Source organism: Nesterenkonia marinintestina (assembly GCF_025420485.1).
Taxonomy (GTDB): domain Bacteria; phylum Actinomycetota; class Actinomycetes; order Actinomycetales; family Micrococcaceae; genus Nesterenkonia; species Nesterenkonia marinintestina.
The window spans coordinates 1-21692 of record NZ_JAOEFD010000006.1; the positions used below are offsets into that span (position 1 = coordinate 1).

Below are 21692 nucleotides of genomic sequence, written 5' to 3' on the forward strand. Positions count from 1 at the left end.
CCCCCCCCCCGCCCCCCCCCCCCCCACCCCCATAGATGACGGGCCGGCATTCAGGATTCCGCCTCGGCGAACAGGGCCAGCAGGCGCCGACGGTCCGGCTTCCCCGTGCTCAGCAGAGGGACGGACTCGAGCACGTGGACGCTGCGGGGCGCAGCCGCGGCGCCGAGGTCGGCACGGAGCCGGTCGGAGGCTGACCGGGGGAGCTCCGTCAGCCCCGCACGGAGCGTCACGGCCGCGCAGACCCGCTGTCCCCACTGCGGGTCCGGCGCCGGTCCGACGAAGGCGTCCACCACCGCGTCGTCGGCCAGCAGCGCCTGGCGCACCGCCTCCGCGGAGATCTTCACCCCGCCGCTGATGATCACATCGTCGGAGCGGCCCGTCACACGCAGGCGGGGACCGTCGATCCCCTCGGTCTCCAGCAGGCCGAGGTCGTCGGTGCGGAATCGTCGACGCCCGTGCTCGTCACGGTCGAATCGGTCTGCGGTGAGGCGGGGATCGCTGTAGCCCAGGGCCACCGTCGGACCGGAGAGGCTGATCGTGCCGGGTCCGTCGTCGGGGGAGTCCGCGGCGATCGAGATCCCGGGGAGGGGCCGGCCATCGTATACGCATCCCCCGCAGGTCTCCGCCATCCCGTAGGTCCGCACCACGTGCAGCCCCAGGTGAGCGGCACGGTCCAGCAGTCGGGGCGAGGAGGCGCCCCCGCCGAGGAGGATCGCGTCGAAGCGGCGCAGCGCCTCGACTGCTCCGGGTTCCTCGCCCTCCAGGAGGCGGACGAGCTGCGTGGGGACCAGGGAGACGTAGCGCCGTTCGGCGGTCATCGCGGCCGCGGCCTCGGCGAAGACCCGAGGATCGGCGGAGCCCTCCAGGAGCGGCACCGGGACCGTCCCGGCGATCAGGCTGCGGCTGAGCACCGCCAGCCCGGCCACGTAGCTGGGCTGCAGGGTCAGCAGCCACTGTCCGTGCCCACCGAGGTGCTCCGCCGTGGCCCGGGCGGAGGCCTCCAGAGCTTCGGCGGAGAGCAGAGTCTCCTTCGGCGTCCCGGTCGAGCCGGAGGTGCGCACCACGGCGGCGACGTGCTCGCCGTGCTCCCGCCCCAGCCGGGCGGCCCGCTCGGAGAGGTCGGTGCGCGCGATCCATCGCGGCGGTTCCGCCGTGGAGCCCGGGAGCAGTTCGATCGGCGCCGACGTCGTCCGGCCCGTCGCGGCGGCGAGAGCGCTGAGGAGATCCTCCACCGGCTGCGGACTCAGAAGTAGTGGGGGAAGTCGGACCAGTCGGGGTCACGCTTGCCGAGGAATGCGTCGCGCCCCTCGACGGCCTCGTCGGTCATGTAGCCCATGCGGGTCGCCTCACCGGCGAAGACCTGCTGGCCGGCCAGCCCGTCGTCGACGGCGTTGAAGGCGAACTTCAGCATCCGGACCGCCTGCGGGGACTGGCCGGCGATGTCCGTGCAGTACTCCAGGGCGACCTCCTCGAGGTGCGCGTGGTCCACCGCCTCATTGACCGCCCCGGCGGCGACCATGTCCTCGGCCGAGTGCTCGCGGGCGAGGAAGAAGATCTCGCGGGCCTTCTTCTGGCCCACCTGGCGGGCCAGCAGCGCCGAACCGTAGCCGGCGTCGAAGGAGCCAACCGTGGCGTCGGTCTGCTTGAACCGCCCGTGCTCCCGCGAGGCGATGGTCAGATCCGCGACGACGTGCAGGGAGTGGCCGCCGCCTGCGGCCCACCCGTTGACCACGGCGATGACGACCTTCGGCATGGTGCGCATCAGCCGCTGGACCTCGAGGATGTGCAGGCGTCCGGCCTGGGCGGGGTCGATCGTCTCGGCGGTCTCCCCCTCTGCGTAGCGGTAGCCGTCCCGGCCCCGGATGCGCTGATCGCCGCCGGAGCAGAAGCTGTGGCCGCCGTCCTTGGGGGAGGGGCCGTTGCCGGTGAGCAGCACGGCGCCGACGTCGGGGGTCATGCGTGCGTGGTCCAACGTGCGGAACAGCTCGTCGACGGTGCCCGGGCGGAAGGCGTTGCGCACCTCGGGGCGGTCGAAGGCGATGCGCACCGCCGGAAGGTCGCGGAGTATGCGGCCGGAGGCGTCGCGCTCCACGCGCCGGTGATAGGTCAGGTCCTTCAGGTCGAAGCCCTCGACCTCCCGCCACTGGAGGGGATCGAAGACGTCCGAGACCTGGGTCGGAAGCTCGACGTCGGAGGTGGAGGAGGGGCTCTGCGCTGCGTCGTCAGTCATCGCCGTCGAGTCTACCCACCGCCGCGCGGACCCCGGACCGGGGGATAGGCTGGAACCATGTCCTCTCAGTACGGCGCACCGCGGGTCCACGCGAAGACCCCGGGACTCTACGCCCTGGCCTCGCTGATCGTGCCCGGCCTGGGGACGCTGCTGGCCGGACGGATCCTCTTCGGCCTGGTGCTGCTGCTGATGCTCGCCACGATCGCCACCCTCGCCGGTCTTCCGCTGATCGGCTGGCTCATCGGCCTCGTCGTCGGGCTGCCCTTCTGGGCCTACTGCATCTGGCACGCCTACCGCACCGCGCAGCGGTGGAACGCCCGCCACGGCATCATCTCCTGACGGGCGCACCGGCTCCCGGTGCGCCTGATCGGACACCACCCCTGTGCGCCGCGTCTCATCCGATCTAGGCTGAGGTCATCGTCGACCGACGGTGAGGAGGCCTGCGGATGCCGATCTACGAGTTCAGCTGCCGCCGATGCGGCCGATTCGACGCGAGCCGCCCCATGTCCTCCGTCCCCGACGCCCTCGACTGCCCGACGTGCGCCCAGGACTCTCCGCGCGTGATCAGCGCCGTCGGACTCTCCCGCGCGGGCTCCCCGGCCGCCCGGACCATCGACGCCGCCGCCCGCACCGCCTCCGAGCCGCCGGTCGTCACCGGTGCCCCCGGACGGCCCCGGAGCGCCCCGGTCACCACCGACCCGAGACACAGACGCCTGCCCAGACCCTGACTGCGAGACACGAGGAGAGATCCCATGCCCGAGGTGCTGTTCCCCCTGGACTCCGACAAGCCGTTCACCGAGCAGGAGAAGCTCGGTCACAATCGGTGGCATCCCGACATCCCTCCCGTCGCATCCGTCTCGCCCGGAGACAGCTTCCGGGTGGAGTGTCGCGAGTGGTTCGACGGGGCCATCAGGAACGACGACTCCGCCGACGACGTCCGGCACGCTCCGCTGAACTCGGTGCACACCCTGTCAGGCCCGTTCCAGGTCAGAGGAGCTGAGCCGGGCGATCTGCTCGTCGTCGACATCCTCGACGTCGGACCCATCCCGCAGGAGACCGGCCCGCTGGCCGGACAGGGCTGGGGCTACACCGGGATCTTCTCCCGCAGCAACGGCGGCGGGTTCCTCACCGAACAGTTCCCCGACGCGTACAAGGCCGTCTGGGACTTCTCCGGGCAGAAGGCGACCTCCCGGCACATCCCCGGGGTGGAGTTCGTCGGCATCGTGCACCCCGGGCTGATGGGCACCGCGCCCTCGGCCGAGCTGCTCGCCCGATGGAACCGTCGCGAAGGTGACCTGATCGCCACCGACCCGCAGCGGGTGCCGCCGCTCGCCCTCCCGCCGGAGCCGCAGGACGCCGTGCTCGGAGGTGTGGACGCGGGCGACTTCGACCGGGTCGCGTCGGAAGCCGCGCGGACCGCCCCGCCCCGCGAGAACGGCGGAAACCAGGACATCAAGAACCTCACCAAGGGGAGCCGCATCTTCTACCCGGTGTTCGTCTCCGGGGCGAACCTGTCGGTCGGAGACCTGCACTTCTCCCAGGGAGACGGCGAGATCACCTTCTGCGGTGCGATCGAGATGGGAGGCTTCATCGACCTCCACGTCGACGTCATCAAGGGCGGGATGGACACCTACGGGGTGAGCGAGAACGCGATCTTCATGCCCGGCCGCACCGATCCGCAGTACTCGGAGTGGCTGGCGTTCTCCGGCACCTCGGTCACCCTGGAGGGCGAGCAGCGCTACCTCGACTCCCAGCTGGCCTATCAGCGGGCGTGCCTGCACGCGATCGACTACCTGACCACCTTCGGCTACACCCCGGAGCAGGCGTACCTGCTGCTCGGTGCGGCTCCGATCGAGGGCCGGTTCTCCGGTGTGGTCGACGTGCCCAACTCCTGTGCGACGGTCTACATCCCGACGGAGATCTTCGACTTCGACGTCAGACCGTCCGCCGACGGTCCGGTTCGGATCGACCCCGGTCAGGGGGCTCCGCGGTCGGCGGACTGAGCACGGCGAGGTGCCGCTCCGCCCGCCTCACCCCGTGACGCGGTAGCGCTCGCGTTCGGCCTCGTACAGGCGCTCCTGCTCCGCTTCGGTCACCGCGCCGCCGCCCCGATGCGCCGGCAGCCACCAGACCCCGGACTCGGCCGGGGTCTCGTCGGCCTCGATGCCGTGGTCGATGCCCGCCTGCAGTCGGCGCCGCAGCTCCTCGGTGGCCTCGGCGACGTCCTCGTCGGGTCCCACGTCCAGCGGCTCGCCCACGTGGACGTGGACCCGCAGCCCCCACAGGTTCCGCAGCTTCAGGCCGCCGCGCCCGCGGGTCAGACCACGGTGCCCGCCCCAGACCGAGACCGGGATCACCGGGACCTGCGCCTGCTGGGCCATGCGGACCGCCCCGGTCTTGAGCTTCCGCACCGTCCAGCTCACCGAGACCCCGCCCTCCGGGAACACGCAGATGTACTCGCCGGCCCGGAGCTTCTCCACCGAGGCCTCGAGCGCCGGGGCTCCGTTGGCGCGGTCGACGACGACATGGTCGCAGAGGTCGCACACCGCCCCGTAGAGGGGCTTGGAGGCGTGCTTCTTGGTCACCATGAACCGGGGGTGGGCCTTGATGCGGTGCCAGATGACCCTCTGGGCGAAGGCGAAGTCCAGGTAGCCGAAGTGTGTGACTGCGAGGACCGCCCCGCGGCCGGGGGCCACGGTGCGGGTCCAGCCGCGCACCTCCTCCTGCGGGAGACTCTCCTCGCCGCTGCTCGACAGGCGCATCCGGAACGCCGCCATCGTCGCCAGTCCCACCAGCACGATGCCGCGGTAGACGTGTCGGTTCGGTCGGAATCTCATCGCAGGACCTCCGCCGCCCCGATGTGGTGGGTCAGGAACGCGTAGTCCCACGCCTTCTCCCGCCAGGTCTCATACCGGCCCGAGGCGCCCCCGTGCCCGCCGTCCATCTCGATCTTGAACACGATCGGCGCCGAGCCCTTCTGGTGCTCCCGCAGCTTGGGCACCCACTTCGCCGGCTCCACGTAGAGCACGCGGGTGTCATGCAGGCTGGTCACTGCGGCGATAGCCGGGTACTCGAGGTCCCGGACGTTCTCATACGGGGAGTAGCCCTTCATGTACTCGTAGACCTCGGCGTCGGTGATGGGGTTGCCCCACTCCTCCCACTCGAGGGCCGAGAGGGGCAGCTCGGGGTCGAGGATCGAGGTCAGCGGGTCCACGAACGGGACCTGCGCGACGATCGCCCGGTACCTCTCCGGGGCCATGTTCGCGACCGCACCCATCAGCAGCCCGCCGGCCGAACCGCCGAGCGCGCTGATGCGGTCCGGGTCGGCCCAACCGGTCTCCACCAGGTGGTCCGTGGCGGCGATGAAGTCGGTGAAGGAGTTGACCTTCGTCAGCTTCTTGCCGTCCTCGTACCACCAGCGGCCCAGCTCGCCGCCGCCGCGGACGTGGGCGACGGCGAAGACGATGCCGCGGTCGAGCAGCGACAGCCGGGGGATGCCGAAGAAGGGGTCCTGGCTCATCTCGTAGGACCCGTAGCCGTACACCAGCGTCGGGTTGGTGCCGTCGGGGGTGACGCTGCGATGGTGCAGCACGGTGACCGGGATCCGGACCGGCGATCCGTCGGGTCCGGAGTCGACGGTGGGCACCCACAGCCGCACGGCGCGGTAGTCGTCCAGGTCGACGTTCTCCACCGGGGTCTCACGGCGCAGCACCGGCTCGCCCGGGCCGCGGCCGGTGGTCTGCTCGGCGGCACCCGGGTGGGCGACGTCGTAGATGCGCGGGGGGATCAGCCAGGAGGTGAACAGCACCCGGAATACGGGGGCCTCGTACTCGGCGGCGATCAGCGCGCAGGTGAAGATCTCCTCGTCGAAGGTGGGGCCGGGCAGCGACGACGTCGCCGCCGGATCGCCGCCGTCGCGGACGCCGCGCACGGTGTCCAGGCTCAGCAGCTGCACCGACTCCACGGTGCTGCGTCGTGCGGTGACGAGGATCTGGGCGGCGGTGATCCGGATGCCTTCGAGCTTCACCTCGTGCTCGTGGGTCAGCACGGCGTCGCCGAGGTCCAGCGGCGCGGCGGCGTCGGCCGGGCTCTGCTGACCGACGAGCGCCTCCTCGCTGGTCAGGGTGAGCATGCAGTTCGGCGCGTCCTGGTCATGGGTGACCAGCAGGTGCCGCACACCGTCGAGCTCGATCGGGTCGACCTCATGGAGGATCCGGTGGGAGGCGGGGATGATCATCCGCGGCTCGGCCTCCGGGTCGGTGACGTCGAGCAGACGGGACTCTGTGTACTCGGAGTTGCCGGAGATGATGACGAGCTCGCGCCGATCGGCCGAGAGCTGGATCCCGGTCCAGAGCTGCTCGTCGGAGATCTCCAGCAGCAGACGGTCCTCGTCGGAGGGGGTGCCGACGGTGTGCATGTACAGCTGGGACGGGCGCCACGTGGCGTCGGCGACCATGTAGTAGGCCCGACGGCCCGTGGGCTCGAGCACGGCCGGCCCGTGGACGTCCTCGACCGACTCCTCGTGGGTCTCCCCGGTGGTGAGGTCGCGCAGCCGGAGGGTGTGCCGCTCGTCGCCGGAGGTGTCCTCGCAGTACGCGAGCAGGGTCCCCGCGTCGTCGACGTCCAGTCCGCCGAGCTGGTAGAAGGCATGCTTCGCCGCTTCGGCGTTGGTGTCGAAGTAGGTCTCCTCACCGGCGAGTGCGACTCCCGGCTCGACCTGCGGCGGCGTCCAGTCGGCGTCGTCGGCGACCGGCACCCGGCAGTACACCGGGTGCTGCTCGCCCTCGATGGTCCGGGTGAAGTACCAGTGCCGGCCGCGACGGGACGGGACGCTGAGGTCGGTCTCCACGGTGCGGCCGCGGATCTCGGAGAAGATGGCCTCGCGCAGCGGCTGCTGATCGGCGGTGACCGCGTCGGTGTAGGCGTTCTCGGCCTGCAGGTGCTCCAGCACCTCGGGCGAGTCCTTCTCGCGCAGCCACTCGTAGTCGTCGGTGATCGTGTCGCCGTGGTGGGTGCGGGTGACCGGGACCTTCTTGGCCTGAGGTGGGGTGGGATGGTCTGCCATGGGTCCCATCCCATCACACTGCGTGCCCAGCCTCAGGGTTCGGAGCTCAGCGCGCGGGATCCTCGAGGGAGCTGGACCCGGCGTCGCCGCGACCCATGCCGCGACGCTCACGGTTGCTGAGGTAGCCCTCGACGTCCTCGCGGTGCCAGCACTCGACGTTCTTCAGCTCCGGCATGTCGTCCGAGATGAACACCGGGTCGAGGCCTTGTCGCCGTTCGGCGTCGTAGTGCTTGAGCAGCTTCACGGCCTTTCCGCCGAGGATGGTGATGACGATGAGGTTGAACGTGGCGATGATCAGCATCGTCACCCCGGCGATGGCCCAGGCGAGGTCCACGGCGATGACCGAACCGATGAAGACCACGACGGTCAGGACCAGGGCGTAGCCCTTGCGCACCTTCTCGCTGCTGTTGATGAACAGGACGTTGGCCTCACCGTAGGAGTAGTTGCCGAGCACCGAGGTGAAGGCCAGCAGGAAGATGATGACCGCCAGGGCGATCGGGCCGAACGTGCCGAAGTTCTCCGCCAGCGCCGACTGGGTGAGCTCGGCGCCGACGTTGGCGTCGGCGAATGCCACCGGGTCGTCGAAGGTGAACAGGATGATGAATGCGGTGATGGAGCAGATGATCAGCGTGTCGACGTAGACGCCGAGGGTCTGGGTCAGGCCCTGCTTGACCGGGTGTGAGACGTCCGCAGTGGCGGAGACGTTCGGGACCGAACCCATGCCGGCCTCGTTGGAGAACATGCCGCGCTGGATGCCGGCCATCAGCATGGTGCCGAAGCCGCCTCCGATGACGGACTGCGCGGTGAAGGCCTCACCGAGGATCTGCCCGAACACGCGGGGGACCTCCTCGATGTTCACGGCGACCACGACCAGGCCGAGCACCAGGTAGATCGCCGCCATCAGCGGCACCAGGTTCTGCGCGACGGTGGCGACCCGACGCAGACCGCCCAGCACGATGGCCGCGGTCATGAGCGCCAGCACGATGCCGAGCACCCAGGTCATCCAGCCGGTGTCCTCCGCGCCGGCGGTCTCAGCGGCCGCCGTGACCGAGTCCACGATGGTGTTGGCCTGCAGCGAGGTGAAGCTCAGGGCGAAGCAGAAGATGAAGATGATCGCGAAGAGGATGCCGAGCGAACGGGAGCCCAGACCGCGCTGGATGTAGTACGCGGGACCGCCCTTGAAGGTGTCGAAGCGCGGCGTCTTGTACAGCTGACCCAGGGTGGACTCGATGAACGAGGCGGCGGCCACGAAGATCGACATCGTCCACATCCAGAAGATCGCACCCGGTCCTCCGAGTGCGATCGCGCCGGCGACGCCGGCCACGTTTCCGGTGCCCACGCGGGCCGCGGCGGAGATGGTGAACGCCTGGAACGCGGAGAGGGACTTGGATCGCCCCTCGTCGTCGCGCTGGGTCTTCTCCGTGATGGAGGTGAGCATGGCCGGGAAGCGTCGGATTTGCACGACCCCGGTGCGGATCGACAGGTAGACGGCGATGATGATGATGAGCCAGACACCGAAGAAGTCCCAGGCCAGTCCCTCGAATGTCTCAATGGCTTCGACGAGTGAGTCCATGCCGAGATCGTACCCCGGATGAGGGCTATATCACGTTTTCTCGGGCATTGCCTGAACGTGCGGCACCGCTCCGGAGCTGCTCGGAGCGTCGCTGGGTCGTGACCCTCACACCTCGTACAGATGCGCGAACTGCGGCGGGACCGGGTGCTGGGACGGCTGCGGACGCACCGGCTCGCCGGGGCGGTGGCGACCGGTCTCCGTGCTGAAGAAGCTGATCCCCATGCCGCAGAGCAGGAACCCGGGCCCCACCGGCAGCAGCGCCCCGGCCACCCAGTGCCAGGGCGACGGGTCGGAGGCCGCATTCGCCACGGCGGACCACCCGCCGGCCCAGACGAACAGGCCGACGGTCAGTGCGGTGAACACGATGCCCAGCACCCAGGCGAGTCCGGCCCCGGCCGCCGTGGTCATCGGCGACTCCACGGAGACGGAGTTCCACCGTTCGCCGGAGCGCATGATCAGCCAGCCGCCGACCAGCCCCCAGCAGGCGACCACGAGGTACGCCGCGATGATGTCCGAGGCGAAGTGCCCGGTGAGGAAGATGGAGAGCCCGGCCAGCATCGCCAGCAAGGCGGTGAACACGCCCACGAACGGGCGCTGCCGCGGCCTGCAGATCAGGAACACGGCGACTGCCGCACCGGCGGCCACCGTCGCATGGCCCGAGGGGAAGGAGTCCACCGACCACCACCACACCGCCATGTTCGGATCCGACATCGGCATCTGCGGATCCGGGCGGTGCACCCACAGCTGCTTGAGGAACTGTGTGGTGATGTTCGCACCGAGGAAGCTCGCCAGCGCGATCCCGGCGGCGAGGAACCGTTGGCGCATGAACATGTTCGCCAGAAAGATGATGCCGGCGATGACCGCCGTGGCCAGCGGGATCGTGCTGAGGACCCGGCGGAGCACGTCGTTCTGCATCGGCCCCTGAGTGATGTACTCGTAGCGCGACTCCAGGGTGGCGTGCTCCAGCCACTGCCCGCGATCGGCGGTGATGAAGAACTCGTGAGTGACCACCAGTCCGGCGGCGCAGAAGAGGATGCCGACGACCCACAGCCAGGTGCGCCGTGCGGGCGGGCGTGTGCGAGGAGCGTAGGCGGCCGACATGATCCTCAGTATCGCAGGTGCCGAGGGGATCGGCAGGCCCCGGAGTGGACCCGCTGCGGTCGGTGGTGCGTGTGCTCCCCTATGTGGGTGGTTCGGGCTTCGGCATAGAGGAAGCCCGAACCACCCACATAGATGAAGGACAGGATGCGGCGGCGAAGCGGAACGCGTGGACTCGGCAGCCGGCTCATAGACTCGTGGACATGGTGCCGACCTCGGACGTCCCCGCCGACCTGCCTCCGATCGGAGAGATCCTCGCTGAGGCTGTGGTCGTCAGCCTGCCCATGCGCACCCGATTCCGCGGGCAGACCGCCCGGGAGGCCATGCTGCTCCGGGGCCCGGCCGGGTGGGCGGAGTTCGCCCCGTTCCCCGAGTACGGGGCCCCCGAGGCCGCCCACTGGTTGGCGGCCGCCCTGGAGGCGGCATGGGTCGGGCTCGGGCGACCGGTCCGGACCGAGATCCCCATCAACGCGACCCTCCCGGCGGTGCCCCCGGAGCGGGTGGAGGAGGTCCTGCGCCGCTTCGGCGATCTCGACGCCGTGCCCGCGGTGAAGATCAAGGTCGCCGAACCGGGGCAGACCCTCCACGACGATCTCGTCCGGTTCCGCGAAGCCGCGCGTCTGATGCCTCGGGCGCGGCTGCGCGCCGACGCCAACGCCGGGTGGTCGCATCCGGAGGCGCTGGAGGCGGTCTCAGCCCTCGCCGATGAGTTCGGAGACCGCCTGGAGTACGTCGAACAGCCCGTCCCCGGAGTGGAGGGACTGGCCCGGCTCCGGGAGTCCCTCCACCGCCGAGGGGTGACGGTGCGGATCGCCGCCGACGAAGCGGTGCGCAGGGTCGAGGACCCGCTGCGGGTCGCCCGCCTCGGCGCGGCCGACCTGATCGTGGTCAAGGTCCCGCCGCTCGGCGGGGTCCGTGCGGCCGAACAGGTGGTCCGGGCCTCGGGGCTGAATGCGGTCGTCTCCTCAGCCCTGGACACCTCGGTGGGGCTGGCGGCCGGCCTCGCCCTGGCCGGACGGCTCGACGCGCTGCCCTACGCCTGCGGCCTGGGGACGGCGAGTCTGTTCGCCGAGGACGTGGTCTCCGCCCCGCTGGTCCCCGAGCGTGGGATGCTGACTGTGCCGACCGACGAGGACGGCCTCGCCGCGTCCCCGTCACCGGACCCTGAGCTGCTGCGACGGCACCGCGTCCCCGAGGAGCGGCGTCGCCGCTGGGAGGACCGGCTCCGCGCCGCCCATGCGGCCCTGGCGGTTCGGAGCCTCGACCGGTCGGCACGGGACGGGTGAGCATCGGACCTAGAATCGTCGGTATGCGCACACCCGGCGGCCCGTTCCGTGAGTTCGACGACTCCCAGGACGCCGAGTCCCTCCGCCTGGCCCGCCGGGCGGTGCGCGGGCTCTGCCTGAGCATGCGCCACGTGGTGCTCGCACCGGGTTCGCGGTCGGCACCGATGGCCTACGCCCTCCATGAGGCCGAGCAGCTCGGCGCGCTGACCCTCCACACGCGGATCGACGAGCGCTCGGCCGCGTACACCGCCCTGGGGATCGCTCTGGCCGACGGCGAGCCCGCCGGTGTGGTGACCACCTCGGGGACCGCGGCGGGGAACCTCCTGCCGGCGGTGATGGAGGCGGATATGTCCGGAGTGCCCCTGGTGGTCATCACCGCCGACCGCCCGGAGGATATGCACGGCACCGGGGCCAATCAGACCGTCTGGCAGCAGGGCATGTTCGAGGGGAGGGTCCGCGACGAGATCCACCTGGAGCAGGGGGAGACCCGTCTGGAGCCGGCGTCCCGCGACGACATCCTCTCCGCCGAGACCCAGGTCGCCCTGCTCATGCGCCAGGCCACCGACTCCCGCGGCCGCGGATCGGGGCCGGTGCACCTGAACATCGGCTTCCGGGACCCGCTGACTCCGGTCGCGGACCTCGACGGACAGCGCTGGGCCCGCAAGCCGGTGATCCCCGCCGAGCGCCGTCGGGCCCTCTACGACGCCTCACCCTCGGAGCACCTGCGTGCCGCTGAGCTGCTCGCATCGACCGACGAGCCCGCCTGGATCGACGACGCCGAACGGCGGACCGCGCAGGACCAGATCCGCGCCCGCCTCATCGCCGAATCACAGGTCACCCCGCGTCGCACCGTCTTCGTGCTGGGCGACCGGGCCCCCGCCGACGCGGCTCGGACGGCACTCGCCCTGGGGCACCCGATCCTGGCCGAACCGACCTCCGGAGCGCGGGAGCACAGCGTCCCCGCCTACCGGCTGCTGCTGACCTCCGACGCGGCCCTGTCCGACCAGATCGAACGGGTGGTGGTCGCCGGCCGGCCCACACTGTCCCGCCCGGTGGCGCGACTGATCGCACGGGACGACGTGGAGGTCCGGCAGTTCGCGCCGGACCCGCTGCCGTGGGCCGATCGGCGTCTGCCGCGCGAGGTCTTCAGGGACGGGCGCGCGCTCGCGGAGTTCGCCGGCGTCGCCCCGTCGGAGTGGCGCAGACGGTGGCAGGAGGCCGGTGAGCGGCTGCGGAGGGTCGTCGACGACGAGCTGGCCGCCGAGTCGCAGGCCGCTGCGGCCCGAGGCCCGGGGTCGATGATGCTCTCGGTCGCCGCGGCGAAGACCGTCGTCGACACGGCCCGCACACCGGTGCTGCTCGGCTCGTCCTCGGTGATCCGAGACGTCGACCTCTCCGTCGACCTGAACGGGCCCGACCCTCAGCGGCTCACGGCGCTGCGCGGTCTGTCCGGCATCGACGGCAACCTCTCCGCAGCCTCCGGGATGACCCTCGCCTCCGGCCGACGGGTCACCGCCGTCCTCGGCGACCTCACATTCCTCCACGACCTCAACGCCCTGCTGATACCGAGCACCGAGGCCCCGCCCAGCGTGGACGTCGTGGTGATCAACGATGCCGGCGGTGCGATCTTCGATCAGCTGGAGCACGGTGAGATCGGTCGTCGCCCGGGCCGGGCCGAGGTCGTGGAACGGCTCTTCGGCACCCCGCAGGCGGTGGACCTGGAGAAGATCGCCGCAGGATTCGGCGTGGAGCACCGACGGCCGACCACGCCGACCGAGCTCGCCGACGCGCTGGCCCACCCCGACGACCGGCTCGGGCTGCGGATCGTCGAAGTGCGCACCGACCGGTCCCGGCTGAGGGACCTCCATGCCCGGATCGCCGCCCGCGCCCGTGAGGCCTGAACGGGGAACGATGTCCGACGCACCTGTGCGCCCGTCCTGCACTCGGGAGCAGATCCTCGAGCGTGTGGGAGCAGCGTCCGCCCTGCGGGGGCTGCGGTACGCCGAAGCCGGCCACGTCGGCGAGATCAGGCAGGCCGGCGCCCCGCCGGCCCCGGGCCATCCCGACGGGCCGCTGACCGGGGACCACACGGTGATGACCGTCGACGCCCAGGTCGCGGGCACCGGTCCTGAGCCGTACACCACGACGATCTTCCTGCTGCCGACTTACATCACCGGCGGCCGGGTCTCGTGGTGGGAGATCACCGAAGCGATCTGCAGCTGCCCGGTCGGGTTCGACTGCAAGCACGTCGCCGCCGTGCTGTTCGCCGCGCAGCCGCCGGACCACAGCACCGCCGAGGGCCGCGAGGACGAGCCACCGCGGCCGGCGGCCCGAGGACAGGCTCGAGCGCGGACGGCCGACTGGCGGTCCCTGCTGGGTCCATCGTCCGCATCCGCCGCGGGCGGCGAGGTGTCCCTGGCACTCGGGGTCGAACTGGCGCGTGTGGAGCGCCCCTTCGAGTTCGGGCCGCCCCGCCGGCGTCCGGCCCGATGCGCGGACCTCGACGACCCGTCGGCCGAGCTCTCCGTGACCATCCGTCCGCTGTGCCCGGGGGCCCGGGGCGAGTGGATCCGAGGCGGTCTGACCTGGAAGCGGTTCCAGTACGGCACCCCCTCGATCGCCTTCCGCCGTGACCATGCGGAACTCTTCGGCGACATCTGCCGGACCCGCCTGGCGCAGGACGTCGGCGGTTCCTTCGTGGCCGATGCGATGCCGCTGGAGAGCTTCCGCGGTCCGGCGATCCTCCAGCTGATGGCCCGGTGCGTGCGTCTGGGGGTCCGGCTGGTGCCGCAGGGCGCCCTGACCCACGTCGAGCTGACGGATCCGTCCGAGCTGACGCTGGACGTGCGGGCGGCGCCCCGGGGCTCCGAGGCCGACGGGCTGGAGGTGCGTGCCCGGCTCTCGGGCGTCGACGTCGGGACCGGTCCGCTGCGGCCGCTGGGCGCCGGGTTCGCCGCGCTGCGCGGCGAACCCGAGGACTCGCCCGACGCCATCGCCCTGCGGATCATCCCCACCGACGGCACCGCACCGCCGGAGCTGCTGGCGCTCGCCGCCGAGCCTGCCTCGCTGCGGATCCCGCCGCACGAGGTCGAGGAGTTCCTGCACGAGGCCGTCCCCGCACTGCGGCGGCGGGTGGAGGTCGCCTCGGCCGACGGGTCCGTGGACTTCCCGGAGATCCCCGCCCCTCAGCTGCATCTCACCGTCCACCACCTCGGCGGGGACGCCATGAACCTCGAATGGATCTGGCGCTACTCCGGCCCCTCGCGGCTCGTCCCGGTCCGCGGCGCGCAACAGCAGGACGAACACGCCGCCGAGCGGCTCCGGGCCCACGAGGACGAGGTGGTCGAGGCCGCCCGCGCCCACTTCCCCGAGGCCGCGACCCGACCCGCCCAGCACCTCACCGGCCTCGAGACCGCGCTGTTCGTGGAGCGGGCCCTGCCCCGTCTGGAGCGGCAGGAGCACGTCGTCGTCGAGGAGTTCGGCGACCGCCCGCAGTACCGGGAGCTGACCGAGGTGCCGCAGCTGCGCGTGACCCGGTCGCCGGACGAGGACGGCCGGAGCCGCGACTGGTTCGAGCTCGGCTTCCAGATCACCGTCGCCGGCCGCGTCGTGCCGTTCAAGGACGTGTTCGAGGCCCTGTCCAGGGGAAGGGCCCGCATCCTGCTCCCCGACAGGACCCATCTGCGTCTGGACCATCCGCACCTGCTCGAGCTCAAGGACCTCATCGACGAGGCCGCGGCCATGGGGGAGTGGGAGCCTGAGTCCCCGAAGATCAGCCGCTACCAGGTCAGCTTCTGGGACGACCTGGAGACCCTCGCCCAGGAGGTCGTCGAGGCAGAGACCTGGCGCCGGGAGGCGTCGCGGCTGAAGCAGGTGCTGCCCGAGTCGCCGGAGATCCCGATCCCGGAGCCTCCCACCGGGCTCGAGACGGACCTGCGGCCCTACCAGGAGGAGGGCTACGCCTGGCTGTCCTTCCTGTACGACCTGCGGCTCGGCGGGATCCTCGCCGACGACATGGGTCTGGGGAAGACCGTCCAGGCCCTGGCGATGATCGCCCGAGCCCGGGAGCAGGAGCCCACGCCTCCGACGGGCCGCGACGCACCCGACGGCGACGCCGCGGATCGCCCGCCGTTCCTGGTCGTCGCACCGTCCTCGGTCGTGTCCGTCTGGCGCGACGAGGCGGCCCGCCGCACCCCGCGGCTCGACGTCCGCGTACTGGACGCAACCACCGCGAAGACCCGAACCTCGGTGGCCGAGCGGGCCGAGGGAGCCGACGTCGTGGTCACCTCGTATCCGATCCTGCGGCTCGACGCCGACGGGTTCACCGGCCGACAGTGGGCGGGGCTGGTGCTCGACGAGGCGCAGTTCGTGAAGAACCGGACGGCGAAGGCCCACCAGGTGCTGAAGAAGGTCCGGGCACCGTTCCGACTGGCGGTCACCGGCACCCCGATGGAGAACTCGCTGACGGACCTGTGGGCGATCCTCGACCTCGTCACCCCCGGACTCATGCCCCCGCTGCGAGGTTTCCGGGACGAGTACGTCCGACCGATCGAGAGGCCCGACGACTCCGACGACGGTGCCCGACGGGCCGCCGAGCGGATGGGGCGGCTGAGGCGACGCATCCGACCGTTCATGCTGCGCCGTTCGAAGGCCCTGGTGGCCGCGGAGCTGCCCGAGAAGCACGAGCAGGTGGTGCGGGTGCCGCTGCGGCCGGGGCACCGGACCCTCTACGAGAAGGTCCTGCAGCGGGAGCGTCAGAAGGTCCTCGGCCTGCTCGAGGACATGGACAGGAACCGGTTCATCGTCTTCCGCTCCCTGACGCTGCTGCGGATGCTGGCGCTCGATCCGCGGATCGTCGACGAGGCCCACACCGCGCCGTCGTCGAAGCTGGAGGCTCTGCTCCCGGACCTGGAGGAGATCGTCGAGGAGGGGCACAGCGTCCTGATCTTCAGCCAGTTCACCTCGTTCCTGGACCGGGTGGCCGTGCGGCTCGACGAGCTCGGCATCGGTCATGCCCGCCTGGACGGCTCCACCCGGAGGCGCGACGAGGTCGTGGCCGGATTCCGCGCCGGTGAGGTCCCGGTGTTCCTCATCAGCCTCAAGGCCGGCGGGTTCGGACTGACGCTGACCGAGGCGGACTACGTCTTCCTGCTGGATCCCTGGTGGAATCCGGCGGCCGAGGCGCAGGCCGTCGACCGTGCCCACCGGATCGGGCAGGACGCGCGGGTGATGGTGTACCGGATGGTGGCCGAGGGGACCATCGAGGAGCGGGTGCTGGCCCTCCAGCGGCGCAAGGCGGAGCTGTTCTCCTCGCTCACCGACGGCGACGCCGCCTTCAGCGCCTCGGTGACGGCCGAAGACATCCGCGAGCTGTTCGCCTCCGACCGCCCGGTGGGAGAGGTGCCGAGTCAGCCGCCGGGGGAGTGATCCGGCGGGGCGCTGAGCCCGAACCCGGCGGCCGCGGCCCAGGTGTCGACGTCGGCGGCGGCCCCCTCGGGCAGCGGGACCGGGGTCGTGATGAGCCCCTCGGTGAGGCGGCGCAGCGGCAGGCCGTCCGGATTGAGCTCGGAGAGTCTGCGGCGCAGGGATCCGGTCCGATGGAGGGCGAAGAGGTGCTCCGTGCGCCCCGGGTCCGGGCCGGTGCGACCGATCCATGCCTCGGATGCGGGCGAGCGGACCGCAGCGTCGAGCAGCACGGGCAGTCCGCGTGCCAGCTGCGGCATGTCGGCGCCGAGCAGGAGCACGAACTCCGGGGCCGGGGCCGTGCTGAGCAGGGTCTCGAGGCCGGCGTTCGCCGCTGCGGCCGGACCGCCGAACGGTGGGTCCTCCTGCGCGCGCCGGATGCGGTCGAACCGTGGGGCGGAGATGTCCCACACGGGGTCCAGCTGTGCGGCCGGACCGACGACGACGATGTCCTCGGCGCGAAGCCCGAACCCGAGCAGGTCGTCGAGCAGACGGGAGATCAGGGGTGTGCCGGAGCCGTCCTGCAGCAGCGGCTTCGCCGCGCCGCCGAGGCGTCGCGCTCGACCCCCGGCCGGGATGATCGCGGCCGGGCTCGGAGTCGGACGTCGGAGCGTGGGCGAGGGGCCGCGGTGCATGCCCAGATGCTAGCAGCGGTGCTTCCGGGGCAGGTCCTCAGAGGCGGACGATCCTGTGCCGGCGGTGGATCGACTGCGTAGGATGACGAGCATGAGCGAGCACCGGGCGTCGTCGCCGACCACACCGCACGACGTCGCCCTCACCACCGTCGCCGACGACCCCGAGCCTCTGGCCCGGACCGAGGGCGTCACCGCCCTGATGGCGGAGCTGGTCCGGGACGGGGTCGCCCTGGGGTGGACCGATCCTCCGAGTGCGAATGAGATCGCCGCGCTGCTGCGGGAACTGCGGGCCGACTCGCCGGCCGACGCCTGCGGAGTCTTCGCCGACGTCGCCGGTGAGCTCGTCGGGTTCGGGTACTGGCGGCGCTGTCGGCGCCCGACCTATCGGCGTCATGCGGACATCGAGAAGGGCGCGGTGTCTCCGGCCCATGCCGGACGAGGGGTCGGGAGGCTGCTCCTGAGACGGCTCGTCGCAGAGGCTCGACGGGCCGGCGTCGAACAGCTGACCCTCGACTTCCGCGGTGACAACACCGTCGCCGAGCGGCTGTACCTCTCGGAGGGCTTCCGCGAGTACGGCCGGCTACCCCGCTACGTCGACCCGGGCGACGGCAGCCGGCACGACTCCGTCCTCCACGTGCTGGACCTCACCGCTCGGAGGGCGTCCTCGGGCTGACCGGATCCGACTGCGGATCCTGATCCTCCGCAGGGGTGTTCCGACGAGCCGCCCGACGAGCCGTCCGACGGGCTGCGAGGGGACGGTGCACCCGGTCGACGAGCACGTCGTGGCCGTGATGCATCAGCGCTTCGAAAGGACCGCGCGGGAAGAGGCGCAGCCACAGCCCCGACCCCAGGATGAGCACCGCGGAGACTCCCGCGTAGACGCCGAGGGTGCCCCACAGCGCCCATCGGGCCGGCATCGCCTCGGCGAGCCCGAAGCCCCAGTCGTAGAAGATCACCGCGCAGATCAGGTTCTGCAGCACGTAGCAGGTCATGGCCATCCGTCCGACCCAGGACAGGCCGATGCCGACCGGTCCGGGCGTCCGCCCGCCGGCGTACCAGGAGGCGACCAGGCTGAGCACGCCGAACGCGACCAGGGTCGAAGTTCCGTAGCGGGCGGCCATCTGACCGACGTCGGTCAGGATCAGCCGCATCAGCAGATCGAGGGGGATGCCGAGGCCGAAGCCGATCGTCGCCACCCACAGACGAAGGCGTCGGCCTTCGGGGAGGAAGAGCCCGCGGCGGAAGAGCATCGCGCCGACGATGAAGAGCCCCAGGCCCATGATCAGCATGATCGGGATCTCGCTGCGTCCGCCGAGGAAGTTCGTCAGACGGAACGCCACCTGTGCCCAGTAGCTGTCTGTGGGCATCATCGATCCGCCCTCGGAGCGCTCCGGCGAGGCCTCCCACTCCCGCTCGGCGGCGGAGAGGTCCTCCGCCATGGACTCACCGGTGACCAGTTCGAAGAACCACTGGGTCTGCAGCACCGAGCCGCTCAGGATCACCAGCAGGTGCAGGCTCAGCCCCACGGTCAGCCAGATCTTCTGTGCGCGCGGGTTGGTGGCCAGCACGGCGCAGACGACGAGGGCGGTGAGCCCGTACCCCATCAGCACGTCGAACTCGAAGATGAAGATGTAGTTGAGGGTGCCCTCGAGGATGAGCACCAGTGCGCGCCAGGGATAGGTCCCCGGCCAGGTCTCGCCGCGGCGCAGCGCCGACTGCCGCTGGATCTCCAATCCGATGCCGAACATGATCGTCAGCAGCCCGATCCACTTGCCGTCGGTGACTATCTGGATGGTCGAATCGACGAACACCTCGAGGGGCCCGGAGGACTCGACCCTCTCGCCGTGGGCCTCCGTGCCGACGGAGCCCAGGGCGGCGGCGCCGATGGTTCCGGTGGCCGAGGAGAAGATCCATATGTTGGTCAGCAGCGTGCCGAGGATCGCCAGTCCGCGGAGCACGTCGAGGGCGGGCAGCCGGTGGGACCGGAGGGGGGAGTCTGTGCCGTCGGTCGGAGAGTCGGCCGCGGAGTCGGATGAGCGCAGTGTGGTCACGACATCATCGTCGTCGGCGGCGGGTCCGGCGGCGTCAGGCCGGAGGATGAACCTCAGTCATCCTGCGGAATGATCTTCACCCGGCCCGGGGTCATCCGTGCGGGCGTCCGCGGGCGCCTCGAGGCCCAGGGCGGTGAGCATGGGGCGCATCTTGGCCCAGGTCTCCGCCAGCTCCTCCTCGGGGCGCGACCCTTCGACGATCCCGCACCCGGCGAACAGTCGGATGCTGCGGTCGGAGTCCTCCAGCACCCCGCCGCGCAGCGCGATCCCGAAGTCGGCGTTGCCGGCGGCGTCGATCCACCCCACCGGGCCGGCGAACGGTCCGCGGTCCAGCTCCTCGAGGGTGGGGATGAGGTCCGCCGCCGTCGCCGTCGGCGTGCCGCACACCGCTGCGGTGGGGTGGGCCCGCTCGGCCACCAGCAGCGCGGCGGGAAGCGCCTCCGCACCCCGGCCGTCCGAGGTCCGTGCCAGTCGGCCGGTCACATCGGTGGAGAGGTGGAAGACGTTGGGCAGCTCCAGGACGCTCGGCGGGTTCTGGGCGCTGATGACCTCGACCACCGGGGCGAGCTGGCTCAGCAGCGACTGCACCGCGATCTCATGCTCGGTGCGCTGCTTGGGGTCCTCGAGCAGCAGGGTCCGTGCTCTGTCGGGCCCCACCGACCGGTCGACGGTGCCGGCGAGCACGCGTGCGGCGAGCTTCTCCTGCCGCACGGTGACCAGCATCTCCGGGGTCGTGCCGAGGACGTCCTGGGCCCGGTAGGTCCAGCATCCGGCGTAGCTGCGCGCCAGGTGGGCGAGCACCGTCCCTGCGTGGAGAGGTTCGTCCGCGGAGACGACGACGTCGCGTGCGAGCACGAGCTTCTCGAGCCTCCGCTCGGCGATGGACTCGACGCCGGCGGCGACGGCCTCCAGGTAGTGGGCCGGGGAGCGGGTGCCCTCGCGCAGGACGGTCTCAGGACTCGGGCCCGCGGACGGGTGCGGATCGGCGGCGAGGCTGAGGCGCCCGCCGTCCAGGTGCAGTCCGTGACGCCGCAGGGTCTCGGTGAGGTCGACGGGCTCCTGAGCGCCGACCACGGTCACCCATCGGTGTCCGCCGACGTCGCCGACCATCACCTCCGGGAGCGTCAGCAGCGACGACGCGGACGATCGTGACGAGAAGGTCACCGAGGTGAAGACCGTGGGACCGCATCCCGGCACTCCGACCAGCGGAGGGGGCGGTTCGGCGCCGCGGATCCGCCGTCGGCACCGCTCCCACCAGTGCGCCAGGTCTCCGAAGCGCTGAGAACCTGAGGATTCGGTGGAGGCCGCCGTGCCGAGCCCGACGATGCCCTGACCCTCTCGCAGCCAGACGCCGACCGGGTCCAGACGGGGCAGCAGATCGGGGAGTCCGACGCCGTCGGCGAGGGAGATCTCGCAGGTGACGGCGTGCAGCGGCGGGGCGTCCCTCGGGGTGTCCATGGCGCAGGACAGTCTATCCCCGTCGCGCTCCGGCCCCCAGACGGGGCTCCGGGCGACCGGCGCTCCGCACGCTCCCCCGATCTGGGACAATACCCAGGTGACTCGAGATGACAGCCGCTCCGGACGGCGCGCCCAGTTGGACAAGGACCCGCAGGAGGTGGCCTCCATGTTCGACGAGGTCGCCGAGCGCTACGACCTCACCAACGACGTCCTGTCCCTGGGTCAGACCCGGCGGTGGCGCCGCCGTCTCATCGAGGCCCTCGACATGCGCCCCGGCGAACGGCTGCTCGACCTCGCCGCCGGCACCGGCACCTCCACCGAACCGTTCCACGACGCCGGAGTCGAGGCCGTGGCCTGCGACTTCTCCGACGGCATGCTCGAGGTCGGACGACGCCGCCGCCCTGACATGACCTTCGTCGAGGGAAACGCCACCGACCTGCCGTTCGAGGACGACTCCTTCGACGCCGTCACCATCTCCTTCGGCCTGCGCAACATCGTCGACCACCGCCGGGGACTCGCCGAGATGCTCCGCGTCACCCGGCCCGGAGGACGCCTGGCTGTGATGGAGTTCTCCGACCCGACGTTCGGCCCGTTCAGCGTCGTCTACAACGAGTACCTGATGCGTGCCCTGCCTCCGGCGGCCCGCGCGGTGTCCTCCAACCCGGAGGCCTACGTCTACCTGGCGGAGTCCATCCGCGCCTGGCCGGACCAGGAGGGGCTGGCCGCCGACATCGCCGCCGCCGGCTTCGAGCAGATCCGCTACCGCAACCTCTCCGGCGGCATCGTCGCGATCCACCACGCCGTGAAGCCGACCGGAGCCGAAGCTCGATAGG

The 21692-nt window shown here is 71.3% G+C and carries 17 protein-coding genes; 8 read left to right on the forward strand and 9 right to left on the reverse strand.

Annotated elements, in window-relative coordinates; all coding sequences use genetic code 11:
• Window positions 1-50: 50 nt before the first annotated feature.
• The gene (locus N7E59_RS06050; protein ID WP_261624029.1) at window positions 51-1232 is read right to left on the reverse strand and encodes an AMP-binding protein; all 1182 of its coding nucleotides are present in this window, start codon (window positions 1230-1232) and stop codon (window positions 51-53) included.
• 11 nt (window positions 1233-1243) lie between these two features.
• The gene (locus N7E59_RS06055) at window positions 1244-2230 is read right to left on the reverse strand and encodes a 1,4-dihydroxy-2-naphthoyl-CoA synthase (protein WP_261624030.1); all 987 of its coding nucleotides are present in this window, start codon (window positions 2228-2230) and stop codon (window positions 1244-1246) included.
• 57 nt (window positions 2231-2287) lie between these two features.
• Between N7E59_RS06055 and N7E59_RS06060 the strand changes: the two genes are divergently transcribed.
• From N7E59_RS06060 to fmdA, 3 genes are all read left to right on the forward strand, one after another.
• On the forward strand, window positions 2288-2569 hold the full coding sequence (locus tag N7E59_RS06060) for a hypothetical protein (RefSeq protein WP_261624031.1): 282 nt from the start codon (window positions 2288-2290) through the stop codon (window positions 2567-2569).
• Between the two features lie 107 nt (window positions 2570-2676).
• On the forward strand, window positions 2677-2958 hold the full coding sequence (locus N7E59_RS06065) for an FmdB family zinc ribbon protein (RefSeq protein ID WP_261624032.1): 282 nt from the start codon (window positions 2677-2679) through the stop codon (window positions 2956-2958).
• Window positions 2959-2982: 24 nt separating this feature from the next.
• Window positions 2983-4233, forward strand: coding sequence for a formamidase (gene fmdA / locus N7E59_RS06070; protein WP_261624033.1), 1251 nt, complete (start codon window positions 2983-2985; stop codon window positions 4231-4233).
• Between the two features lie 27 nt (window positions 4234-4260).
• Here the strand turns inward: fmdA and N7E59_RS06075 are convergent, their stop codons facing one another.
• The 4 genes from N7E59_RS06075 to N7E59_RS06090 form a co-directional block, all read right to left on the reverse strand.
• Window positions 4261-5067: a lysophospholipid acyltransferase family protein gene (locus N7E59_RS06075; RefSeq protein WP_261624034.1), complete on the reverse strand. Its 807-nt coding sequence runs from the start codon at window positions 5065-5067 to the stop codon at window positions 4261-4263.
• Entirely contained in the window at window positions 5064-7295 is a 2232-nt protein-coding gene (locus N7E59_RS06080; protein ID WP_261624035.1) for a S9 family peptidase, read from the reverse strand. The genes N7E59_RS06075 and N7E59_RS06080 overlap by 4 nt, the downstream gene beginning before the upstream one ends.
• A gap of 46 nt (window positions 7296-7341) precedes the next feature.
• Window positions 7342-8868: an alanine/glycine:cation symporter family protein gene (locus N7E59_RS06085; protein WP_261624036.1), complete on the reverse strand. Its 1527-nt coding sequence runs from the start codon at window positions 8866-8868 to the stop codon at window positions 7342-7344.
• Between the two features lie 105 nt (window positions 8869-8973).
• A complete protein-coding gene (locus N7E59_RS06090) occupies window positions 8974-9969 on the reverse strand; it encodes a phosphatase PAP2 family protein (RefSeq protein WP_261624037.1) in 996 nt (331 codons plus the stop codon).
• A gap of 200 nt (window positions 9970-10169) precedes the next feature.
• On the opposite strand from N7E59_RS06090, the gene N7E59_RS06095 reads away from it, so the two are divergent.
• From N7E59_RS06095 to N7E59_RS06105, 3 genes are read left to right on the forward strand one after another with little or no spacing between them, the layout of a single operon-like run.
• Complete coding sequence (locus tag N7E59_RS06095; RefSeq protein WP_261624038.1) at window positions 10170-11252, forward strand: o-succinylbenzoate synthase; 1083 nt, start codon at window positions 10170-10172, stop codon at window positions 11250-11252.
• A gap of 23 nt (window positions 11253-11275) precedes the next feature.
• On the forward strand, window positions 11276-13153 hold the full coding sequence (gene menD / locus N7E59_RS06100; protein ID WP_261624039.1) for a 2-succinyl-5-enolpyruvyl-6-hydroxy-3-cyclohexene-1-carboxylic-acid synthase: 1878 nt from the start codon (window positions 11276-11278) through the stop codon (window positions 13151-13153).
• Between the two features lie 10 nt (window positions 13154-13163).
• The gene (locus tag N7E59_RS06105) at window positions 13164-16679 is read left to right on the forward strand and encodes a DEAD/DEAH box helicase (protein WP_261624040.1); all 3516 of its coding nucleotides are present in this window, start codon (window positions 13164-13166) and stop codon (window positions 16677-16679) included.
• On the opposite strand, the gene N7E59_RS06110 is transcribed toward N7E59_RS06105, so the two are convergent.
• Window positions 16661-17350 carry an NTP transferase domain-containing protein gene (locus N7E59_RS06110; RefSeq protein WP_261624041.1) on the reverse strand — a complete coding sequence of 230 codons (690 nt, stop codon included), beginning with the start codon at window positions 17348-17350 and terminating at the stop codon, window positions 16661-16663. The two genes, N7E59_RS06105 and N7E59_RS06110, sit on opposite strands and share 19 nt — an antisense overlap.
• Before the next feature lie 91 nt (window positions 17351-17441).
• Here N7E59_RS06110 and N7E59_RS06115 point away from each other — a divergent pair, with 91 nt between their 5' ends.
• Window positions 17442-18023, forward strand: a complete 582-nt coding sequence (locus N7E59_RS06115) for a GNAT family N-acetyltransferase (RefSeq protein ID WP_261624042.1) — start codon at window positions 17442-17444, stop codon at window positions 18021-18023.
• Here the strand turns inward: N7E59_RS06115 and N7E59_RS06120 are convergent.
• Together N7E59_RS06120 and N7E59_RS06125 are read right to left on the reverse strand one after the other, a co-directional pair.
• A complete protein-coding gene (locus tag N7E59_RS06120; RefSeq protein ID WP_261624043.1) occupies window positions 17995-19401 on the reverse strand; it encodes a DUF418 domain-containing protein in 1407 nt (468 codons plus the stop codon). The two genes, N7E59_RS06115 and N7E59_RS06120, sit on opposite strands and share 29 nt — an antisense overlap.
• A gap of 57 nt (window positions 19402-19458) precedes the next feature.
• The gene (locus N7E59_RS06125; RefSeq protein WP_261624044.1) at window positions 19459-20859 is read right to left on the reverse strand and encodes an isochorismate synthase; all 1401 of its coding nucleotides are present in this window, start codon (window positions 20857-20859) and stop codon (window positions 19459-19461) included.
• 166 nt (window positions 20860-21025) lie between these two features.
• Between N7E59_RS06125 and N7E59_RS06130 the strand changes: the two genes are divergently transcribed.
• Entirely contained in the window at window positions 21026-21691 is a 666-nt protein-coding gene (locus tag N7E59_RS06130) for a demethylmenaquinone methyltransferase (RefSeq protein WP_390905020.1), read from the forward strand.
• Window position 21692 lies beyond the last annotated feature (1 nt).